Origin of the sequence: Duganella aceris (assembly GCF_011090165.1) — a bacterium.
In the GTDB taxonomy this organism is placed as follows: Bacteria; Pseudomonadota; Gammaproteobacteria; order Burkholderiales; family Burkholderiaceae_D; genus Rugamonas; species Rugamonas aceris.
In genome coordinates this window covers 32,226-53,353 of record NZ_JAADJT010000006.1, presented here as the reverse complement: position 1 = coordinate 53,353, position 21,128 = coordinate 32,226, and the positions used below count along the sequence as shown (strand labels likewise).

General features: G+C 67.1%; 15 protein-coding genes. 4 read left to right on the top strand and 11 right to left on the bottom strand.

Features of this window, described 5'->3' with window-relative positions; all coding sequences use genetic code 11:
* Window positions 1-8: 8 nt before the first annotated feature.
* Genes GW587_RS14010 through GW587_RS13995 form a run of 4 tightly spaced genes read right to left on the bottom strand, consistent with a single transcriptional unit; the run spans window position 9 to window position 12,059 of the window.
* Complete coding sequence (locus GW587_RS14010; RefSeq protein WP_166103943.1) at window positions 9-1,952, bottom strand: 4'-phosphopantetheinyl transferase superfamily protein; 1,944 nt, start codon at window positions 1,950-1,952, stop codon at window positions 9-11.
* Complete coding sequence (locus tag GW587_RS14005; protein ID WP_166103941.1) at window positions 1,949-3,172, bottom strand: 3-oxoacyl-[acyl-carrier-protein] synthase III C-terminal domain-containing protein; 1,224 nt, start codon at window positions 3,170-3,172, stop codon at window positions 1,949-1,951. The genes GW587_RS14010 and GW587_RS14005 overlap by 4 nt, the downstream gene beginning before the upstream one ends.
* Window positions 3,173-3,214: 42 nt before the next feature.
* Complete coding sequence (locus tag GW587_RS14000; protein WP_166103938.1) at window positions 3,215-11,029, bottom strand: type I polyketide synthase; 7,815 nt, start codon at window positions 11,027-11,029, stop codon at window positions 3,215-3,217.
* A 22-nt stretch (window positions 11,030-11,051) separates the two neighbouring features.
* Entirely contained in the window at window positions 11,052-12,059 is a 1,008-nt protein-coding gene (locus GW587_RS13995) for an AMP-binding protein (protein WP_166103935.1), read from the bottom strand.
* 440 nt (window positions 12,060-12,499) lie between these two features.
* On the opposite strand from GW587_RS13995, the gene GW587_RS13990 reads away from it, so the two are divergent.
* From GW587_RS13990 to GW587_RS13980, 3 genes are all read left to right on the top strand, one after another.
* A complete protein-coding gene (locus GW587_RS13990) occupies window positions 12,500-12,880 on the top strand; it encodes a BlaI/MecI/CopY family transcriptional regulator (protein WP_166103932.1) in 381 nt (126 codons plus the stop codon).
* A gap of 61 nt (window positions 12,881-12,941) precedes the next feature.
* Window positions 12,942-13,349, top strand: a complete 408-nt coding sequence (locus GW587_RS13985; protein ID WP_166103930.1) for a hypothetical protein — start codon at window positions 12,942-12,944, stop codon at window positions 13,347-13,349.
* Between the two features lie 62 nt (window positions 13,350-13,411).
* The gene (locus tag GW587_RS13980; protein ID WP_166103927.1) at window positions 13,412-13,741 is read left to right on the top strand and encodes a PilZ domain-containing protein; all 330 of its coding nucleotides are present in this window, start codon (window positions 13,412-13,414) and stop codon (window positions 13,739-13,741) included.
* A gap of 50 nt (window positions 13,742-13,791) precedes the next feature.
* On the opposite strand, the gene gltA is transcribed toward GW587_RS13980, so the two are convergent.
* The 7 genes from gltA to GW587_RS13945 form a co-directional block, all read right to left on the bottom strand.
* Entirely contained in the window at window positions 13,792-15,093 is a 1,302-nt protein-coding gene (gene gltA / locus GW587_RS13975) for a citrate synthase (RefSeq protein WP_166103924.1), read from the bottom strand.
* Window positions 15,094-15,161: 68 nt separating this feature from the next.
* Complete coding sequence (locus GW587_RS13970; RefSeq protein WP_166103922.1) at window positions 15,162-15,443, bottom strand: FAD assembly factor SdhE; 282 nt, start codon at window positions 15,441-15,443, stop codon at window positions 15,162-15,164.
* A gap of 58 nt (window positions 15,444-15,501) precedes the next feature.
* Entirely contained in the window at window positions 15,502-16,212 is a 711-nt protein-coding gene (locus GW587_RS13965) for a succinate dehydrogenase iron-sulfur subunit (RefSeq protein ID WP_166103919.1), read from the bottom strand.
* 10 nt (window positions 16,213-16,222) lie between these two features.
* Window positions 16,223-18,001, bottom strand: a complete 1,779-nt coding sequence (sdhA, locus tag GW587_RS13960) for a succinate dehydrogenase flavoprotein subunit (RefSeq protein WP_166103916.1) — start codon at window positions 17,999-18,001, stop codon at window positions 16,223-16,225.
* A 2-nt stretch (window positions 18,002-18,003) separates the two neighbouring features.
* Entirely contained in the window at window positions 18,004-18,372 is a 369-nt protein-coding gene (gene sdhD / locus GW587_RS13955) for a succinate dehydrogenase, hydrophobic membrane anchor protein (RefSeq protein WP_166103913.1), read from the bottom strand.
* A gap of 1 nt (window position 18,373) precedes the next feature.
* Complete coding sequence (sdhC, locus tag GW587_RS13950; protein WP_166103911.1) at window positions 18,374-18,796, bottom strand: succinate dehydrogenase, cytochrome b556 subunit; 423 nt, start codon at window positions 18,794-18,796, stop codon at window positions 18,374-18,376.
* A 219-nt stretch (window positions 18,797-19,015) separates the two neighbouring features.
* A complete protein-coding gene (locus tag GW587_RS13945; protein ID WP_166103908.1) occupies window positions 19,016-19,825 on the bottom strand; it encodes a GntR family transcriptional regulator in 810 nt (269 codons plus the stop codon).
* Between the two features lie 235 nt (window positions 19,826-20,060).
* Here GW587_RS13945 and GW587_RS13940 point away from each other — a divergent pair, with 235 nt between their 5' ends.
* Window positions 20,061-21,050, top strand: a complete 990-nt coding sequence (locus tag GW587_RS13940; protein WP_166103905.1) for a malate dehydrogenase — start codon at window positions 20,061-20,063, stop codon at window positions 21,048-21,050.
* Window positions 21,051-21,128 lie beyond the last annotated feature (78 nt).

The window sequence follows — 21,128 nt, the reverse complement described above, 5'->3', positions numbered from 1 at the left end:
AGGTCTCCTTAAGATGGCGAGGTTGACGTGGTGGCGGCGGCTGGCGCGGTGGCCGCGGGCTGCGGCGCGGTGGCCAGCGCCAGTCCGAGCGCGTAGATGAATCGGCCGTCGCGCACGGCGGCCACGCGCGCGCCGGCGCCGTCGGGGCGGTGGCGCATCAGCAGGCAGTCGTGGGCGTCGCGGCCGACGGCGGCGAACGCCAGCGGCGACGGCCGCACCGCCGTTCCCATCAGTTTGCCCAGCACTTCCTTGGCGCACCACAGGCGGGTCAGCCATTCGTCGGCGTCGACGCCGTCGCCGGCGCGCAGCCAGCGGCGTTCACGGGCGTCGCTGAAGGCGGCCACGCACAGTGAGTCGCGCGGCGCGACTGCTTCGATGTCGACGCCGATGGCTGCGTGGTGGGCGGCGGCCAGCGCGCGGCCGTGGCTGTGGGCGATGCTCAGTTGCGGCGGCGGCGACGGCAGCGGCCAGTGCGTCACGCGCGGGCGGCCGGCGGCGTCGTTGTCGATGGCGAATGTGACCGGATGCAGTAGCTCAGCGCCGGGGCCGGCGGCCCAGCGCCGCGCCGCGTCCTTGGCGGCGATGCGGCCCAGCAGCCATTCCAGCTGGCGCGGCGGCACCGCCGCCTTGGCCTCGAACGCCGCCATCTCGTCGCGCCGCAGATAGTGGCGGGCCAGCAAGGTGCGGTCGAAATCGGCCACCACGGCGGCGTCCATCAGTTGCCACACCGGCGGCTTGCCGCGACCACCGCCGACGCCGGGGCTGGTATCGCCGCTGGCGCCAGAGCCGGGAACGGCGGCAGCGGCGAGGCCGGGCGCGGCAGCGGCACCGAGACCGGATGCGACGGTGGCGCCCGGGGCGGGATCGCCGCTGGCGCCGGGGGCTGGGGCGGTGTCGGCGTCGGCCTCGGCGAGCGATGCCGGCAGGGGGAGTTCAACGCTCAGCAGGTGCGCGCCGGGCCGGCGGCGGAACGCCAGCAAGCGCGGCTCCCACAGGAATTGCCACGACTTCCAGCCGGCGATGCGCATCCACACGCCGCCGGCGCCGTCGCCGATCTCGACCACGGTGCTGAGCAGCTTGCCCAGCACCGTGGTGTCGATGCGCAGCGGCACGCGGGTGCCGGGCGGCGGCGTGGCGGCGTAATACTCCAGCCGCTCGATCCCGATCGGGAACGTCACACGCTGCCGCCGCCGCATCGCCCAGATGCCGATCAACTGCCCGATGCCGTCCATCAGCGCCGGATCGGTCAGCAACTGCGGCGCCGACATCGCCGCGAACAGCCGGTCCGGCGCCCGCACCACCAGCGTCCCGGCCGCCCCTTGCGCACCGACCGCGACCTCCCCCTCCAGACAGCGCAGGCTCGGTCCATGAAACATCTGCCGGCTGGCGTAAATCGCCGCGCTGTCGAGCCCGACATCGGCCGCCAGCGGCGAAAACACCGGATGCAGCCCAAGCCGGTAATGCCGGCCGAAACGCACCGTCGCCGAGATCGCCGGCCGGGGATCGCCGCCGGCGCGGATCGTCACCGCCACCCGTCTGCCGGCGGCGCCCAGGCCGGCGTCAACCCCAGGCGCCAAGCCCGGACCGGAGCCGGGGCCGGCGGCATCCTCGTCCACCAGCCGCGCCTCGATCCGCAACGGCAACTCGGTCTGATCGGCCAGCGCGATCCAGCGCGCCGCGCCGACCCCGTCGAAACCGGTCAAGCCCATGCCCGGCGCCAGACAGGCCGCCACCTCCGCCATCGCCTCCAGGCTGAAGGTCAGCGGCAACACCGGAAAGCACTCCGCCAGCGGCTTGTGCGGCCGCGCCGGCACGAAATGATGATCGGCCAGATGCAGATCGCGCGCCAGGCTCAGCGTGCGCTCGACCACGATGTGGCGCAGCGGCAGATGGCTGGCGATGCGCTCGACGAATGGCAGCCGGGGCGCCAGCGGGGCGGCGTCGCGCATCATATTTTCTCCAGCACCAGGCCGGTCACCGTCAGGCCGGGGCCGAAGCCCAGCGCGACGATGCGGGTGCCGGCCGGCACCGCCTTTTCCTCCAGCAAGCCCTTGAGGATGTGCGGCACCGTCGCCGACGACATATTGCCGTTCTCGCGAAACACCTTCTTGCTGATCGCGACCTGGTCGTCGCGCAAGCCCAGCTCGCTCTGCACATGCTCGACGATGCGCGGGCCGCCCGGATGGATCGCGAACATCAAACGCTCGCGCTGTTCGATGTTCTCGAAATCGACGCCGGCGCGCCGCAGCAAGCCGAGCACGAAGCTGCGCACGTGGCGCTTGATCACCACCGGCACCATCACCGACAAGGTCATCTGGAACTGGTGCGAGGCCGGCACCCAGGTCATGTCGTCGGCCGAGTCCGGCAACAGGTGCTCGTGCGCCGCCAGGATGCGCAAGCCGTGCTGGCCATGCTGGCGGACATACTCGGCCGAGCCCACCGAATACTTGATGAAGCCGTCGGAAAACAAGCTCATGGTGATGATGTTCTCGATGCCCGAATCCTCGATGTTGTGATGGCCCGACAACAGCTCGGTGTGGACGATGTCGACCCGCTCGCGCGGCGGCACGTGTTCCGAGCCCATCGACGAGGCCAGGAAGCCGTGCGCCATCTTGATCGCGGGGAAGGCGCCGTAGCAGCCCATGTGGTAGCTGTGGGTGACGGTGGTGTCGTACCACTCGCGGTGCGCGACCATGCGCTCGACCGGACTCGGCGCCAGATAGCCGGAGCAGGTCACGTGGATCAGGTCGTCCGGCGGCGCGCTGCGGTCCGGGTACAGCTCCTCCAGGCATTCGCCGACCACGGTGGCGTAGGTGGCGTGGCGCTGCTTCAGATCGAAGCCCTTGGTGTCGTCGGCGTCCTTGAACATGCGCAGATGCGGCACCGACGACTCGGTCAGGTACAGCTCGCCGTCGGCGTAACGGATGTCGCGCAGGCGCGGAAACAGCACCAGCTGGCGGCGGTTGATCTGGTCCGACGACACCGCATACTTGGCGATCTTTTCACGCATGTGGCGCAGCGCGCCGCGCATGTCGTCCTTTTGTTCCAGGCCATGGGCCTTGCAATGGCCCTTGGCCAGGCCGAAGGCGGAGATTTCCAGCGCGATGCGCTGGCCGACCGGCTTGGACAACTGCGCGGGCTTGAAATCGAACAACACGGGACTGGCGTTCATGGTTTTTCTCCTGATGAATCATCATTAAAATGGGATGCGGCGTCAGCGCGCCAGTGCGGCGATCTGGCGCACGCTGGCGCTGATCACCAATTCCGGCGCGCCGCGCGCGCCGCCGTTCAGCGCCCGCATGAACTGGCGCCGCCCCTCGTCCACCGCGATCGGCTGGATCGCGCGCGCCGCGTACAGTTTTCTCAGACCGGGATCGACCATGCCGGCGTCCCACGGCCCCCAGTTGATCGCCAGCGCGTGCACCCCGGGCCAGCGGTGGCTGAGGTCGTCGGCCAGCTTGTTCAGCACTTCGTTGGCGGCGCTGTAGTCGCACTGGCCGGCGTTGCCGTAGCGCCCCGCCACCGACGAGAAAAAGGCGATGAACTTGAGGCCTTCCGGCCGCAACTTCTCGGCCAGCACCAGCGCCGGCGCCACCTTGGTGTCGAACACCGCGTCGAAGCCCTGCGGCGTCTTGTCGACGATCAGCTTGTCGCCGATCACGCCGGCGCCGTGCAGCACGCCGTCGATGCGGCCGTGGCGCGCGTGGACATCGTCGATCAGCCGGCCCAGCGCTTCGGCGTCGCGCACGTCGAGGCAGTGATATTCGACCTCGGCGCCGGCGGCGCGCATCGCCGCCAGGTTGGCGCGGATGCGGCGTTCCTTCAGGATCCGCTTCAACGCGCCGCCGACCTGGGCCGGCGTGACGGCGGCGTCGCCGGCGCGCATGCGGCCGATCAACATCCGCTGCAAGGCGGCGGGGTCGGCGATGCCGCGCGTATCGCTGTCCTCGGCGCCGGGCAAGGGGCTGCGGCCCAGCAGCACCAGCGTCGGCCGGTAGGCCGCCGCCAGCGTGCAGGCGATGTCGGCGGTGATGCCGTAGGCGCCGCCGGTCACCAGCAGCACCGAGCCCGGCTCCAGCGCGATGCCGGCCAGGGCCGCCACCGGCGCGGGCGGCTGGTCGCGCAGGCCGAGGCGCCAGCGGCCGGCGCCGGTGTAGCCGATTTCGATGTCGCGCTCGGCGTTGCGCAATTCGCGCAACAATTGCAGCGCCAGCCATTGCGGCTCCAGCCCCGGCGCGGTGTCGACGCAGCGCACCCGCAGCGCCGACCACTCGCGGGCGGCGGTCTTGGCCACGCCCAGCGTGCCGGCGCTGCCCACTGCCAGCGGCCGCGAGCGGCTCAGGCCGAACTGGCCGTCCAGGCGGGTGGCGTTGAGCAGCCAGCCGGCGCCGGCCGCCGCCGCCGTTTGCAGCTCGGTGGCCAGCGCCTTCAGCAGCAGGAACAGCGCGCGCGCGTCGCCCAGGTGGGCGGCCGCAGCGGCGTCGTCGCATCCCATCAGGTTGACCAGGATCAGGCCGTGCGCGAGGTCGAGGTCGGCCAGCGCGCGCCAGGCGGCGATGCCTTCCGGCGTGGACAAGTCGACTTCGTGCCGGTGCGCGTCGAGCGGCCGGGTGGTGGTGGCGGGCAGCAGCCGCCACACCGGGTGGCCGAGGCGCGCCAGCAGCTCGTCCAGCGCTGCGCTCAGCGGCGTGTCGGCGCCGAGCAGCAGCACCGCCGCCGCCGCCGGCAACTCGGTGGTGGCCGCGTCCAGCCCGAGGTCGGCGCGGATCGCCTGCAACTCGTAACAGCGGACCGGATCGCCGCTTGCCGCGGCGGCGGTGTCGGTCATGCCGGGCTCCATTGCCTCAAACGACGGCGGCAATGGAGCCTGGGCTTTTTTTGGCGATACGTCTCCCAGCGCGATGCCGTCGGCGGGCGCGGGCTCCAGCGAGCGGGCGTACCAGGCGACGATCTCGTTCAGCGATTTGTAGCCGGACAGCTCGGCGATCACGGTTTCCTCGTCGCGGTCGCCGATCAGGTTGTAGCGCGTGGTCAGGCCGCTGAAAATTTCGATGCGCTTGATCGAGTCGATGCCGAGATCGGCTTCCATGTGGGCGTCCATGTCCAGCATGTCGGTCGGATAACCGGTACGGTCGGCCACCGCTTGCAACAGTTCGGCTTTGAACTGGGCGGCGTCGGGAACGGCCAGGCCGCCGGCCGATGCGGTCGCGTCGTGCGGCGCGCCGTTGATGGCGGCGAGTTCGGGCGGCAATTGCGGCGCTTTGACCGCGCCCAGCTCGGTGACGGCGGGCGCGACCGCCAGTGGCGGAGCGGCGGCGGCTTCGGCGGCAAATGCGGATGGCGCCGCTGGCCGGGCGGTGGCGGCCGGCGCGGCCGTCGCCGGGGGTGCCGCAAACACGGCGGCTTGCGGCGCGGATGCCGCAAGTGGCGCCGCCGGAATGGTGGCGGCGTGCGTGGTCGCCGATGCCGGCGCGGCGGCGACGGCGAAGGCGGCGGACGCGGCGTGCGCCAGCATGGGCTGCGCTGATTGCTGCGGCGCCGCCAACGACGCTGCCGGCGTCTCGGCCCAGCGCTCGGTGCCCAGGCCGGCGAGTTGCGCCTGGAAGTCGAGGAAATGGCGCAGGCTGAACTGCTGCTCGCGTTGCAGATCCAGCAGGCGGCTAAGGCTGTCCTGGATTTGGTTCACCGGCGACGGCGAGCCGGGAATCCCGGCAAGCCGGTCATCCGGTACATGGTCGTCAAGTTTCATCATGCTTCTCCTGTAATGGGCGGGGAACAAAGGTCGGGGGCTGCTGGGCGCTACGCTGCGGGGAAAACGACCCGGCGCCGAGCGCGTCAGCACGGGGGTGACGGTGGCCGATGCTTGCGCGGACGCGGCCACCGCCAGTAAATCAGTCGGCGCGATGGCGGCCGGAACCACCTGTAACAGCGCGGGGGCAGCGGCCGCCATGGTGGCCGCCATGGCCGACGGCGCTACGGCTGAGACGACGGCCTGCGTGGCGGCCGCCTGCACGGCGTCGGCGACCGCCGGCGCGGCGACTACCGGCATGGCGACTACCGGCATGGCGGCCGGGCCGGGAACGGCGGGCGTGGCCGGCGTGGCGGGCGTGGCGGGCGCCAGTGCCAGGCGCGGTGGCGCCGTGCGCCACGGCAACGCGCGGCCGCCGTTGACGCGCCATGCCAGCGCCGGCGGCTCGGCGCGGCGCCGGGCGCCGGCCAGCACCTGCGCCACGTCGCCCTGCTCCAGCCCGCGTCCGGCGAACCACGGCGCCAGGTCGACCGGCAGCCCGATCGCCAGCGCCTGGGTCAGCAGCTGCGCCAGCTGCTGCCATCCCGGACGACCGGGCGCATCCAGCGCCAGCGTGGTGTGCGGCCGCTGCGCCAGGATCTGGTCCACCAGCCCGCTCAACACCAAGCCCGGCCCGCACTCGATGAAGATGCGCGCGCCGGCCTGGTACAAGGCCTCCACCTGCTCGACAAAACGCACCGGCTCGGCGATATGCCGCGCCAGCAAGGCCCGCACCTCGCCGCCGTCCGCCGCGTGCGGCGCGGCGCTGGTGTTCGAATACACCGGCATGCGCGGCGGCAGGAACGCCACCTCGGCCAGCTCCGCCGCCAACGCGTCGCGCACACCGGCCATCAGCGGACAATGGAAGGCCGCGCTGACCGGCAGCTTGCGGATGCGCACCCCATCCCCGGCGGCCGCCAGCAACGCCGCGTCGATCGCCTCGACACTGCCGGCGATGATGGTCTGCGTCGGCGAATTCAGGTTGGCGATGCCGGCCTCCAGACTATGCCGTTGCAGCAGCGCGCCCACCTGTACGGCATCGCCGTCGAGCACCGCCATGGCGCCGGCCGGCGCTCCGGCGGCAAGCCGGCCGCGCGCCGCCGACAGGCGTTGCAGATCGGCGCGGCCGATGACGCCGGCCGCGCACAGCGCCACATATTCGCCATAGCTATGCCCGGCCGCGAAGTCCGCCCTGAGTCCATAGCAGGACAGCAGGTCGAACGCCGCCATGCCGACCAGGCCCAGCGCCGGCTGTGCGACTTCGGTGGCGTTGAGCGCGCGTTGCTGAAGCTCGCGCTCGGCGTCGCTGAACACCGGCGGCGGATACACCAGGCCGGCGACCGCCGGCGCCTCGGCGAAGCCGGCCTGCAACGCCGGCTGCCCCAGCAGCAGCTCGCGCAGCATGTTGACCCGCTGCGATCCCTGCCCCGGGAACAACAAGCACACGCCGCCGATATCGGCCGTGCTTTCGCGGTAGAAAATCGCCGGCGGCTGCCGGATCTCGGCGTGTTCCGGCAGCAGTTGCAGCACCCGTTGCAAGCGGGTGCGCAGCTCGTCGATCGAGCCGGCCAGCACCACCAGGCGGCAAGGATGACCACCGTTGGCGCGGCGCGCCACGTGCTGCTCGCGATAGACCGCGTAGGCCAGCGGCGCCAGGTCGGCGTCGCGCGCCGGCGCCAGCCCATCGAGCAGGGCGCGCACGCTGATGCCGATCTGCTCGCGGTCGGCGGCGGCGAAGGCGAACGGTTCGATCCCGCGCGGATGCAGGCTGGCGGCGTCGGCGCCGCGGTAGCCGGCGGTGTACTCGCCCAGCACGGCGTGGAAATTGGTGCCGCCGAAACCGAAGGCGCTGACGCCGCAATGACGCGCGGCATCGCCCGCGTGCAGCCACGGCCGCGCCTCGGTGTTCAGGTAGAACGGCGAGTTGGCCAGATCGATGGCGCTGGTCGGCCGCTCGACGCCGATGGTCGGCGGCAGCACCCGCTGTTGCAGCGCCAGCGCGGCCTTGATCAACCCCGCCATGCCGGCCGCCACCTTGGTGTGGCCGATCATCGACTTGACCGAGCCGAGCGCGCAACCCTGGCGCGCCATCGTGTCGCCGGCGAACGCGGCCAGCGCCGCCAGCTCGGATTTGTCGCCCAGCGCGGTGCCGGTGCCGTGCGCCTCGATCAGCGTCACCGCCGACGGCGACATCCCGGCGTCCTCGTAGGCGCGCCGCAAGGCCAGCACCTGGCCGGCCGGATGCGGCGCGGTCAGGCTGCGGTTGCGGCCGTCGCTGGCGCTGCCGATGCCCTTGATCAGGGCGTAGATGCGGTCGCCGTCGCGCTCGGCGTCGGCCAGGCGCTTGAGCACCAGCACGCCGACGCCCTCGCTGATGGCGATGCCGTCCGCGCCCTGGTCGAACGGCCGCGAACGGCCGTTCGGCGACAGCGCGTGGGTCTGGGCGAAGCACATGAAGCCGATCGCGCCGTTGGTGCAATCGACGCCGCCGGCCAGCGCGACGTCGGCGTCGCCGTGGCGCAGTTGCTTGACGGCCGCGTCCAGCGCCGCCAGCGACGCGGCGCAGGCGGCATCGACGGTGTAGTTGCTGCCGCCCAGGTCGAGCCGGTTGGCGATGCGGCCGGTCACCACATTGCCCAGGATGCCGGGGAAGGAATCCTCGGTCCACGCCGGCAGCGCCTCGCGGTTGAGGGTGGCGACGATGTGGCCGCGCAGCTCCGGCGCCAGGCCGGCGACCCGGTCCAGGTACAGCGGCAGCAGCGTGCGGAAGTTGTAGTAGCTGCTCAGGTCGGCCATGCCGCCGACCGCGAAGATGGTCGCGGTGCGTTCGCGCGGGAACGGCCGGCGGTCGAAGCCGGCGTCGGCCAATGCCAGCCGCGCCGCCTCCAGCGCCAGCAGCTGCATCGGTTCGATCGACGCCAGGCTGGCCGGGGCGATGCCGTAGCGTTGCGGATCGAAAGCGATGTCGTCGAGGAAACCGCCCCACTTCGCATACACCTGGTCGGGCGTGCCGCGCTTCGGATTGAACATGCGCTCGGGGTTCCAGCGCTCGGGATCGACCTCGCGCACCGAGTCGACGCCGCGCACGATGTTTTCCCAATATTCGCGCAGCGTCTGGGCGCCCGGCCACAGGCCGGCCATGCCGACGATGGCGATCTCGTCGCGGCCGGTGCCGGGCCGGGCCGGCGCCGTCGCGGCAGCCCGAGTCTGCGCCTGCTCCAGCAAGGCCACCGCGCCGTCCGACACCGCCGCATGCAACTCGGCGATGCTGCAGGCGCGGTCGCGCAGACGGGCGACGTCGCCCAGCATGTAGACGCCGTCGCGCTGCTGCGCCTCGGCGTCGACTTGCAGGTAACGCTCGGCGGCGGCGGGATCGGGATTGCGGACGATGCCCTTGGCGGCGATCCGCAGCCGGCCGATGTTCATCTTTTCCAGCGCCAGCAGCGTCTCTTCGCGCGAGCCGGGGCCGCGCACCAACTCGCGCCGCAGCTGTTCGAATTCGGCGCAGAACGGCGTCTCGGCGCAGCGGGTGTAGACGCCTACGCCGGACTGCAGCAGCGCGGTGTCGCGGCAGGCCAGCGCCTGGCGCTGGAATTCCGCCACCACCGCGCCGCTGGCGACGATCTCCTCGGTGAACAAGTAGGCGCTGCCCATCCACACGCCGATGCGCATGCCGCGCGCCGTCAGCGGCGCCGCCAGCACCCCGACCATCGCGGCCGACAGCGCGTCGTGGATGCCGCCGGCAAACATCAGCTGCACCGTCTCCGGATCCTTCAGCTCGCTCTCCAGCAGCACCCCGATCGCCTGTTCCCACAGCGTGAAGCTGGCGCGCGGGCCGGTGTGGCCGCCGCATTCGCTGCCTTCGAACACGAAGCGGCGCGCGCCCTCGTCCAGGAAACCCTTCAACAGGCCGGGCGACGGCACATGCAGCCAGGTCGTGATGCCCAACGCCTCCAGCTCGCGCGCCTGGCCGGGACGGCCGCCGGCGATCACCGCATACGGCGGACGGAACTCGCGCACCACGTCCAGCTGTTCCTGGCGCAGCGCCAGCGGCACGAAACCGAGCAACCCGACACCCCATGGCAGCGCGCCGATGGCGTCGCGGGTCGCTTCCAGCATGGTCCGCACCTCCGCACCGCGCATCACCGCCAGCGCCAGGAACGGCAAGGCGCCGCCGCCGGCCACCGCGCGCGCGAATGGCGCGACGTCGCTGACGCGCGTCATCGGGCCTTGCGCCACGGCATAGCGCGTGCCGAGCGCGGCGGCCAGCGGCGCGCCCGGCGCCAGCGCGCGCTTCGCCTCGGCCAGGCGCGCGGCGTCGGCCATGCTTTCCGCCGTGGCGGTGATGATGCGGCCCACCGTGCCGTAGCGCTGCGCCAGCGGCGCGGCGAAGGCGATTTCCTGTCCCAGCGCGATCAGGCCGTCGTCCGGCGCGGACAAATGCGCGCTCAACAGCGGCCAGCAGGATTCGCCCGCCGCTTGCGCCAGTTCCACCTCGCGCAGGCGGGCGCGGCCGGAGCGGGCGAACAGCCGGTGCCGTTCCGCGCCGGCGCCGGCCAGCACCGTTTCGCTGCCGTCCAGGTGCGACCAGACGCGGCGCGACGCGGCGGCGTCGAACGGCCCCTCGGCGGCCAGCCACAGCTGCTCGCACAGCACCACGCCGGTGGCGCCGGCCAAAGCGGCGGCGGCGGCGGTGTGGATGCCGATGCCGCCCTGGATCCAGTACGGCAGGTCCAGCTTGCCCGCGCATTCCTGCAACAGCACGAAGGACGACAGCGCGCCGACCCGGCCGCCCGCTTCGTGCCCCTTGAGTATCACGCCGTCGTAGCCGGCGCGGGCGGCGGCCAATGCGCCGTCCAGGTCGCACACTTCCAGCAGCACCGCGCGCGCCACGCCAGCCGCCACCACGCGCGCGGCGTCCATCTGATCGTCGCGCACACCCGCCAGCACCAGCAGCGGCAGCTGGAGCGGTGCGGCCGGGTCGTCGCTCAAGCGCACCAGCTCGGCCAGAGCGGCGAGCTCCCGGCCGGCATGGTTCCAGCGCACGCCCCAGCCGCCCCGGGTCTGGGCGCCGCGCGCCAGCGCCGACAGCGCGGCCCGGCGCGCCGTCGCCTCGGCGCCCAGGCCGAGATCGAGGATGCCGACCGCTTGCGCGCGACAGGCGGCGATCGCGATCTCCGGCGCCAGCCGGTGCGCCGGCGTGACGGCGATGACCTTGATGGAATTGATTGAAGTTTGCATTGAACCACTCTCCTATTGCTGTTTAAAGGCACGGCGCCGGGTCGGCGGCCGCCGGCGACGCGCAAAACACCGCGCGCAACGAGTCCAGGTCGGCCAGTTCCTCCGGCGCCTGCCGCAGCAGGCCGCGCAGGACCGGGACCAGATGCATGACGGTGATGCGTTCGCGCCGGATCAGGCGCCGTAGTTGGCCGGGGTCGGCCAGCTCGGCCGCCGCCGGCACCACCAGCCGTGCGCCGTGCGACAGCGGCCATAACAGTTCCCACGGAAAGGTCGACGGCGTGATGTCCGGATTGAGCAGCAGCGCGTCGCCGTGGCCCAGCGCCTGCACCCGCTGCAAGGCCAGCAGGTCGCCGATGATCGCCAGGTGGCTGCGGGTCGACAGCTGCGGCGTGCCGTTGGCGCTGGCGCTGCGCAGCGCGAACGCCGGCGATAGGCGATGGGTGGGATATTCCTGCGGCCAGGCGTACGGCAGGCCGGCGCCGTCTTCGGCGCAACCGCGGCACAAGGGATCCGACGCCTCGGCGGCGGCCACGGTCAACACCAGCAACGGCTTGCCGGCGGCGGGCGCGGCGCCGGGCAAGGCCGCGACGGCGCCCGCCTTCAGCACCGCGACCACGGCGCGCGCCAACGCCACCGACGGTGCGATATCGATGACGCACAGGCTGCCGGGGCCGAGGCCGCGCTGTTGCAGCAACACCGCCAGCCCGTCGGCCTGGGCGTCGAGTTCGCCGAAGGTCACTTGCATACCCGGCGTCTTCACCGCCACCGCGCCCGGATTGATTTGCGCGTAGACCTCGAAGCGGCGCTGCAAGGTATCGGTCAGCTGGTTGTCGGCGGCGAAGGCGGCGGCGGCCGCATCGTCGTTGACGCTGTCGAGCAGCTGCTCGCCGCAGTACGACAGCCAACCGGCGTCCCGCTCGGGTGCGGCATCGCTGCGCGAGCGTTGCAAGCGATACAGCACAGCATCTCGCGCCAGCGGCGCGGGAGCTTCATGTTGCTGTCGTGAATATAAATTCACAATTGCGTTCATGACGACCTCCCCAGCGAATAAGGAATTACCAACGGAATTAATTAATACTAATTATCACCAATTTAAAATCAAACTATTTTAGTGCGACGCACCAAACTGGATTCTTTATTCACCAACTGAGTGCGCAATTACGCATAGCATAGCCATGAAAAAATAATTATAAAAATCAGGCACTTATGAAGTTTATTAAAATAAATAATTCCACTGATTATTAATCAGTCTTTTTAATAATATTAATACCAAGTAGTAAATATGCTTGGCCGCCGCACCGCAGCATTTGATTAAAGTCATTTGCGCGCCGATTCATGCCCAAGCAAGGGATGAAATACAAATCGGCGCAACAAAGAAGGGGAAATTGAGGAGTGTGAACCGCACGTCGGACTAGACAAACCGGTCTAGATATTTTATTCTAGACGTATGTACCTGAAATCGACGCAACCATGACCAAGCCCGCCCCACCCAAGCCGACGCCATCCGAGCTGGAGATGCTGCGCCTGTTGTGGCAAAGCGGCCCGGCCACCGCCAAGCAAGTGCACCAGGCGGCGATGCAGGCGCGTCCCGACATGAACTACGCCACGGTGCTGCGGCTGCTGCAGGTGATGCACACCAAGGGCCTGCTGACGCGCGACGAAAGCCAGCGCGCCCACGTCTACGCACCGGCGCAGGAGCAGGACTCGCTGCAAACCAATCTATTGAAGGAGCTGATCCAGAAAGCCTTCTCCGGTTCGGGGAAAGCCCTGGTGCTGGCCGCGCTGCGCGGCGGCCATGTCAGCAAAAAGGAACGCGAAGAAATCCAGGCCTTGCTGGACCAGGAAAAATAAGCCGCAGCGGAGAACCGGGGAATGGCACTACAATGGTGCCCTCTCAACCGCGCCCTCCTCCATGAACAGCCGCTTCAACTCCTGGCCGGAACACGCCCATCCCGTCATCGCCGTCATGCTCGCGGTGGCGATCTGCGCCGTGCCCATCTTGCTGCCGCACGCCGGCCTGGCCAACCTGGCGGCCAACCTGTTTTCGTATGTGTTTTGCTGCGTGCTGGTGTATCCGGTCGCGGCGCTGCTGCGGCATCGTGTCACCAGCCTGCCGGCGATCTGGGTCATCGCCGCGCTGCTGCTGCTGGCGCTGTGCTTCTACCACACCAACATCATCGCCGAGACCGCCAACAGCGCCTGGCCGCAACGGCGCGACGCCACCCTCGACAAATTCCTGTTCAACCTGCCGCAGATGACGCTCGGCGTCCTGGGCTGGTGGCTGCTGGTGCTGCGCCCCGATCGCCGCCATCGGCCATAGCGATCGTGTGGCCTCGGCGCAATTGTGATAATCTTTTCCCAAAGTCACTATTAGGTTGCGCCATGACGCAGAAAGCCCGAACCGCCCTCCGCCACAGCGTCCGCCAGCCGGCCACGTTGACCATGACCGACGAAAGCCGCCACGAGGTGCAGACGCTGGACCTGTCGCACGGCGGCATCAGCCTGCAGACCGACAGCCGGATCCGGCTGGCGCAATACTGCGCCGTCTCGTTCCAGGTGCAGCTGGGCGACACCAGCCACAAGGTGCTGGCGATGGGCCAGGTGGTCTACAGCGACCCCGACGCGGAGCTGGGCTACAAGACCGGCGTGCAGTTCCTGCGCATCGACAACGACAGCGTCGCCGTGTTCGACCAGCTGATGCGGGAGAAATAAAAAAAACGGGCCGAAGCCCGTTTTTTCATGTGCGGCGTCGCGGCGCCGGATTAACGCTGGTCCAGCGGCTTGACTTCGCGCGTGGTGGAGCCGACGAACAACTGGCGCGGACGGCCAATCTTCTGTTCCGGATCGGCGATCATTTCGTTCCACTGGGCGATCCAGCCGATCGTACGGGCCATAGCGAAGATACCGGTGAACAGCGAGACCGGGATGCCCAGGGCGGATTGCACGATGCCCGAGTAGAAGTCGACGTTCGGGTACAGCTTGCGCGAGACGAAGTATTCGTCGTTCAGCGCGATCTTTTCCAGTTCCATCGCCAGCTTGAACAGCGGGTCGTCCTGCAGGCCCAGCTCTTCCAGCACTTCGTAGCAGGTCTCGCGCATCAGCTTGGCGCGCGGGTCGAAGTTCTTGTAGACGCGGTGACCGAAGCCCATCAGCTTGACGCCGGAGTTCTTGTCTTTCACCTGGGCGATGAACGCAGGGATGTTCTCGACGCTGCCGATTTCCTTCAGCATGGTCAGCGCGGCTTCATTGGCGCCGCCGTGGGCAGGGCCCCACAGGCAAGCGATACCGGCGGCGATACAGGCGAACGGGTTGGCGCCCGACGAACCGGCCAGACGGACGGTCGAGGTCGATGCGTTCTGCTCGTGGTCGGCGTGCAGGATCAGGATACGGTCCAGCGCGCGCACCAGCACGTCGTTGACTTTGTATTCTTCGCAAGGATTGCCGAACATCATGCGCATGAAGTTGGCGCTGTACGACAGATCGTTGCGCGGGTACATGAACGGCTGGCCGATCGAGTACTTGTAGGCCATCGCGACCAGGGTCGGCATCTTGGCGATCAGGCGGATGGCCGAGATTTCGCGCTGCTGGGCGTCGTTGATGTCCAGCGAATCATGGTAGAACGAGGCCAGCGCGCCGACCGTGCCGACCAGCACCGACATCGGGTGCGCGTCGCGACGGAACCCGCGGAAGAAGAATTGCATCTGCTCGTGCACCATGGTGTGCTGGGTCACGGTGTCGACGAATTTCTGCTTCTGCACGCCGTCCGGCAGTTCGCCGTTCAGCAGCAGGTAGCACGATTCCATGAAGTCGGCGTTCACCGCCAGTTGCTCGATCGGGTAGCCGCGGTACAGCAGCTCGCCCTTGTCGCCGTCGATGTAGGTGATCGACGAGTTGCATGCCGCGGTCGACATGAAGCCTGGATCGTAGGTGAACTTGCCGGTGCCGGCGTACAGCTTGCGAATATCGATGACGTCCGGGCCGACGGTGCCTTTGTAGATCGGGAATTCGACCGCTGGGCTGCCATCGGAGAACGACAGAGTGGCTTTGTTATCAGAGATGTTCATGGACTCTTCCTTCTTTGGAGAGATGCTACTTATAAAAAAAGCGAAATTCTGGGTGTGTAAATACTGCGTTACGCCAGGCGCAGCCGCTGCAGCAGTGCGTGCACATGCGGCAGGTCGACCTCGCCCTCCGGCTCTTTACGGGCCAGTACCAGATCCATCAGGTCATTGTCCGACAAATCGAGGAGCCGCGTGAACGCGTCCACTTCTTCGTCGGTCAATTCGGTTTCATGCGCATCGAGAAAACGCGTCAGGATGATGTCGTTTTCCAGCAGACCCCGGCGGGAGCGCCAGCGCAGGCGCGCTCTGTTGGCTGGGTCGGACTGATGCGCAGAATGATTCGTTTCAGTCATATGGCGGTGCTACTTTATCTTAAAACGAGCGACGGCATCGCCGCCCGTATCGTGCTGCTTAAATTGCGCGGCGTACCATCAGTTCCTTGATCTTGCCGATCGCCTTGTTCGGGTTCAGACCCTTCGGGCAGACATCGACGCAATTCATGATCGAGTGGCAGCGGAACAGACGATATGGATCTTCCAGGTTGTCCAGACGCGCGCCGGTGGCTTCGTCGCGCGAGTCGGCGATGAAGCGGTAGGCTTGCAGCAGGCCGGCCGGACCGACGAACTTGTCCGGATTCCACCAGAACGACGGGCACGAGGTCGAGCAGCACGCGCACAGGATGCACTCGTACAGGCCGTCGAGCTCTTCGCGCTCGGTCGGGGTCTGCAGGCGTTCTTTTTCAGGACGGATCGAATCGTTGATCAGGTAAGGCTTGATCGAATCGTACTGCTTGAAGAACTGGGTCATGTCGACGATCAGGTCGCGGATCACCGGCAGGCCCGGCAGCGGACGCAGCACGATCGGCTCCGACAGCTCGTTCAGGTTGGTGGTGCAGGCCAGGCCGTTCTTGCCGTTGATGTTCATCGCGTCGGAACCGCAGACGCCTTCGCGGCACGAGCGGTGCAGCGCCAGCGAATCGTCGACGTCGGACTTGATGCGTTGCAGCGCGTCCAGCAGCATCTTGTCGGTGTCTTTCAACTCGACGGTGACGTCCTGCATGTACGGCTTGGCGTCCTGGTCCGGATCGTAACGGTAAATTTTCAGTTTGAGAGTGCGTGCCATGTTCTTAGCCTTAGAAAGTACGTGGTTTCGGTTTGAAGGTATCAACCGTCAGCGGCTTGGTCACGACCGCTTTGTAGTCGAGGCGGTTGCCTTCCGAATACCAGAGGGTATGCTTCATCCAGTTGTCGTCGTCGCGGTGCGGGAAATCGTTGTGGGCGTGGGCGCCGCGCGATTCCTTGCGCGCCACCGCCGACGTGATGGTCGCTTTCGCGGTTTCGATCAGGTTGTCCAGCTCCAGCGCTTCGACGCGCGCGGTGTTGAACACCTTGGATTTGTCCTTGAACGAAACGTGCTTGCGGCGCTCGTCCAGCACCATGATTTCCTTGGCGCCCTGGGTCAGCATCTCGTCGGTGCGGAACACGCCGCAGTACTTCTGCATCGTGGCGCGGATGTCGTTGGCGACGCCCTGCACTTTTTCCGAACCGGTCGAGGTTTCCAGCTTGTTCAGGCGGCCCATCGCGTAGTCGGCGGCGTCCTTCGGCAGCGGTTTGTTTTCCTTCTGCTTCAGGTTCGACGCGACCACGTGGTTGCCGGCCGCGCGGCCGAACACCAGCAGGTCCAGCAGCGAGTTGGTGCCGAGGCGGTTGGCGCCGTGCACCGAGACGCAGGCGCATTCGCCGATCGCGTACAGACCGTTGACGATCTTCTGCGTGCCGTCGCCGTTAGGCGTGACCACCTGGCCGTGGATGTTGGTTGGAATGCCGCCCATCTGGTAGTGGATGGTCGGAACGACCGGGATCGGTTCCTTGGTCGCGTCGACGTTGGCGAACTTGTGGCCGATTTCCAGAATCGACGGCAGACGCTTGGCGATGGTGTCGGCGCCGATGTGGCGCAGGTCCAGCATCACGTGATCCTTGTTCGGACCGCAGCCGCGGCCTTCCTTGATCTCCTGGTCCATCGAACGCGAGACGAAGTCGCGCGGCGCCAGATCCTTCAGCGTCGGCGCATAGCGCTCCATGAAACGTTCGCCTTCGGAGTTGATCAGGATACCGCCCTCGCCGCGCACACCCTCGGTGATCAGCACGCCCGCGCCGGCCACGCCGGTCGGGTGGAACTGCCAGAACTCCATGTCCTGCAGCGGCAGGCCGGCGCGCGCCGCCATGCCCATGCCGTCGCCGGTGTTGATGAAGGCGTTGGTCGATGCGGCGAAGATGCGGCCTGCGCCGCCGGTGGCGAAGATGGTGGTCTTCGCTTCCAGGATCATCGTTTCGCCGGTTTCCATTTCCAGGGCCACCACGCCGACCACGTCGCCTTCGGCGTCGCGGATGAGGTCGAGCGCCATCCATTCGACGAAGAAGTGGGTGCGGGCGCGGACGTTGCGCTGGTACAGCGTGTGCAGCAGCGCGTGGCCGGTGCGGTCGGCCGCGGCGCAGGCGCGCTGCACGGCTTTCTCACCGAAGTTGGCGGTGTGGCCGCCGAACGGACGCTGATAAATGGTGCCGTCCGGATTGCGGTCGAACGGCATGCCGAAGTGTTCCAGCTCGTAGACGACCTTCGGTGCTTCGCGGCACATGAATTCGATCGCGTCCTGGTCGCCCAGATAGTCGCCGCCCTTGACTGTGTCGAACATGTGCCAGAACCAGTTGTCTTCTGCCATGTTGCCCAGCGAGGCGCCGATGCCGCCCTGCGCCGCCACGGTGTGCGAGCGGGTCGGGAACACTTTCGACAGCACCGCGACATTCAGGCCGGCTTCGGCCAGCTGCAGCGACGCGCGCATGCCGGAGCCGCCGGCGCCGACGATTACCGCATCGAAGCGGCGGGTAGGAATTCCAGTTTTAATAGCTGCCACGATTACACACTCCAGATTATCTGTACCGACCATGCGGCACAAGCGACCAGCCACAAGATGGTGGCCATTTGCAAGGTCAGGCGCAGGCCGACCGCTTTAACGTAGTCCATCCAGATGTCGCGCATGCCGACCCAGGCGTGATAGAACAAGCCGGCCAGGGTGACTACGGTGATCAGCTTGAACCACTGCTGGGCGAACAGGCCGGCCCAGCCTTCATAGCTGAAGTTCTGGCCGGTCAGGAAGGCGATCAGCAAAATCGCGGTGTACAGCACCATCATGACGGCGGTGACGCGCTGGGCCAGCCAGTCGCGCATGCCATAGCCGGCGCCGACGACCAGGCGCTTGGGTCCGACGTTATTATTCTTAGCCATCTCAGAACACTCCAAACAGTTTCAGGGCGACCAGCGCGGTCAGCGTCAGGCTGACGGCCAGCACGGCGGCCGACGATTGACGGGCCGAATCTTTGTCCAGGCCGATGTGCATGTCCATGATCAGGTGGCGCACGCCGGCGCAGAAGTGCTGCATATAACCCCAGACCAGCGCCAGGATGATCAGCTTGACCAGCGGATAGGTGATGAACCCTTGGTAGTGCGCGAAGGAGATCTCGGAGCGCAAGCTCTCTTGCAGCAGGTACAGCACGAATGGCAGCAGACCGAATATCAGGAAACCGCTGATGCGGTGCAGGATGGAGACGATACTCGCCAATGGCATACGGTAGTTGGACAATTCGGTAACATGAATGTTACGGAACTCCGGCCGTTCTTTTTTAGGGACTTCCCTTACGGCTTCTGACATAACAAGACCTCCTCAGGCTTAAACAAAAATTTGGTAAAGAATGCGATTTTCGCCGATTTCGCATGCACCACCAATATCTATTGTTACATAGAACAAAAATAGTGTTTTGGAACACCAGGGTTTGGCTACTTTCCGCAGCTCAACGTATTATCAGCGCAACAATACTACCGGCGTGTGACACACGCCTTGTTAACGCTGGTCTCCTTCAATTCAACTCACTCAGTTCAGCTCATTGTGATAATGATGGTGCTCGGTCGAGTACAGGCCGCGGCGCAGCTCGACCGGCTTGTCGCCGTACGTGAACGACACCCGCTCCGACGCCAGCAGCGGCGTGGCGACGGCGACGCGCAGCAGCGCGGCGTCTTCTTCGGCGGCGCAGACGGCGCGGATCTTCTCGGTGGCGCGGATCATGCGCGTGCCGAATTCGGACTCGAACAAACCGTACATCGGTCCTTTGTATTCCTCCAGGCGCTCGGCGGTCAATCCCTTGAAAGTCATACCCGGCAGCCAGAGCTCTTCGACGATGGTCGGCACGCCGTCGAACGACTGCACCCGCTTGATGAAGATGACGGCGTCGCCGGACTTGAGGTCGAGCAGGCGCGCCACGTCGGCCGGCGCGCGCATGCGCTTGACTTCGATGAACTTGCTTTCAGGGTAGTGCGGCACGCCCTCGTCGGGCATCAGGCGCAGGAAGCGGAAGTGGGCGCGCGCTTCATGATGGGTCGACACGAAGGTGCCCTTGCCCTGCTTGCGCATCACCAGATTCTCGGCGGCCAGTTCGTCGATCGCCTTGCGCACCGTGCCCTGGCTGACTTTGAAGCGGTTGGCCAGCTCGACCTCGCTGGGGATCAGTTCGCCCGGTTTCCACTCTCCCGTTTGCAGGCTCTGCGTGATCAGCGCCTTGATTTGCTGATACAGTGGGGAGAAGGTCGGCGACGCGCCGGACGCCCCCGCCTGCCCGGCGCCGACGGCGGCGCCGCCCGCGTTGGCGGCGGCGCTGCTGGTCGGATTGGGCGGGAGGGGATTCATAGGGCGAGATTTCACCACAAAAGCGCTGCGCCGTCCAGCAAAAACCCGCATAACTTATCTGTCTTATATAAGACATAAGATAGGATTGACATATGGCCGGGACGCGCCTACACTCCCCGGCGAGACGCTTTCAGAGAAGATTATAAGCGTCCATTTTGCAGTATGATTACGGTTTCCCGGACCGGCACCGGTCCCAGCTTCAAGAACGTTTCACTTCCCACTTTGGAGATTCATCATGGCTAAAACCCCAATGCGTGTTGCTGTCACCGGCGCCGCCGGTCAAATCGGTTACGCACTGCTGTTCCGCATCGCCAACGGCGACATGCTCGGCAAAGACCAACCGGTCATCCTGCAACTGCTGGAAATCGCTGACGAAAAAGCACAGAAAGCCCTGAAGGGCGTGATGATGGAAATCGACGATTGCGCGTTCCCGCTGCTGACCGAGATGACCGCCCACTCCGACCCGCTGACCGCGTTCAAGGATGTCGATGTCGCCGTGCTGGTCGGCGCCCGTCCACGCGGCCCGGGCATGGAACGCAAAGACCTGCTGGAAGCCAACGCGCAGATCTTCACCGTACAAGGCAAGGCGCTGGATGCGGTCGCATCGCGCAACGTCAAAGTGCTGGTGGTCGGCAACCCTGCCAACACCAACGCCTACATCGCGATGAAATCGGCGCCGTCGCTGCCGGCCAAGAACTTCACCGCCATGCTGCGCCTGGACCACAACCGCGCGCTGTCGCAAGTGGCCGCCAAGACCGGCACCGCCGTGAAAGACATCGAGAAGCTGACCGTGTGGGGCAACCACTCGCCGACCATGTACGCCGACTACCGTTTCGCCACCGTCGGCGGCAAGGCCGTCAAGGACCTGATCAACGACCAGGAATGGAACGCCAACGTGTTCCTGCCGACCGTCGGCAAGCGCGGCGCCGCCATCATCGAAGCGCGCGGCCTGTCGTCGGCCGCGTCGGCCGCCAACGCCGCCATCGACCACGTCCACGACTGGATGCTGGGCACCGCCGGCAAGTGGACCACCATGGGCGTGCCATCGGACGGTTCGTACGGCATTCCTGAAGGCACCATGTTCGGTTTCCCGGTCACCACCGAGAACGGCGAATACACCATCGTTCAAGGTCTGGAAATCGACGCGTTCTCGCAAGAGCGCATCAACCTGACCCTGAAAGAGCTGACCGAAGAGCGCGAAGGCGTCAAGCACCTGCTGCCGTAATCGCTTCGTCCCTCAGTGGAACCGGTTAAACCACCGATCCGCCGCACCCGCCGCGCTGCCGAGAGCAGCGCGGCGGTC

Bases quoted from the DNA above. Each gene is read 5' to 3' on its own strand.
- GW587_RS14010 (WP_166103943.1), bottom strand. From the start codon at position 1,952: ATGATGCGCGACGCCGCCCCGCTGGCGCCCCGGCTGCCATTCGTCGAG.
- GW587_RS14005 (WP_166103941.1), bottom strand. From the start codon at position 3,172: ATGAACGCCAGTCCCGTGTTGTTCGATTTCAAGCCCGCGCAGTTGTCC.
- GW587_RS14000 (WP_166103938.1), bottom strand. From the start codon at position 11,029: ATGCAAACTTCAATCAATTCCATCAAGGTCATCGCCGTCACGCCGGCG.
- GW587_RS13995 (WP_166103935.1), bottom strand. From the start codon at position 12,059: ATGAACGCAATTGTGAATTTATATTCACGACAGCAACATGAAGCTCCC.
- GW587_RS13990 (WP_166103932.1), top strand. From the start codon at position 12,500: ATGACCAAGCCCGCCCCACCCAAGCCGACGCCATCCGAGCTGGAGATG.
- GW587_RS13985 (WP_166103930.1), top strand. From the start codon at position 12,942: ATGAACAGCCGCTTCAACTCCTGGCCGGAACACGCCCATCCCGTCATC.
- GW587_RS13980 (WP_166103927.1), top strand. From the start codon at position 13,412: ATGACGCAGAAAGCCCGAACCGCCCTCCGCCACAGCGTCCGCCAGCCG.
- gltA (WP_166103924.1), bottom strand. From the start codon at position 15,093: ATGAACATCTCTGATAACAAAGCCACTCTGTCGTTCTCCGATGGCAGC.
- GW587_RS13970 (WP_166103922.1), bottom strand. From the start codon at position 15,443: ATGACTGAAACGAATCATTCTGCGCATCAGTCCGACCCAGCCAACAGA.
- GW587_RS13965 (WP_166103919.1), bottom strand. From the start codon at position 16,212: ATGGCACGCACTCTCAAACTGAAAATTTACCGTTACGATCCGGACCAG.
- sdhD (WP_166103913.1), bottom strand. From the start codon at position 18,372: ATGGCTAAGAATAATAACGTCGGACCCAAGCGCCTGGTCGTCGGCGCC.
- sdhC (WP_166103911.1), bottom strand. From the start codon at position 18,796: ATGTCAGAAGCCGTAAGGGAAGTCCCTAAAAAAGAACGGCCGGAGTTC.
- GW587_RS13945 (WP_166103908.1), bottom strand. From the start codon at position 19,825: ATGAATCCCCTCCCGCCCAATCCGACCAGCAGCGCCGCCGCCAACGCG.
- GW587_RS13940 (WP_166103905.1), top strand. From the start codon at position 20,061: ATGGCTAAAACCCCAATGCGTGTTGCTGTCACCGGCGCCGCCGGTCAA.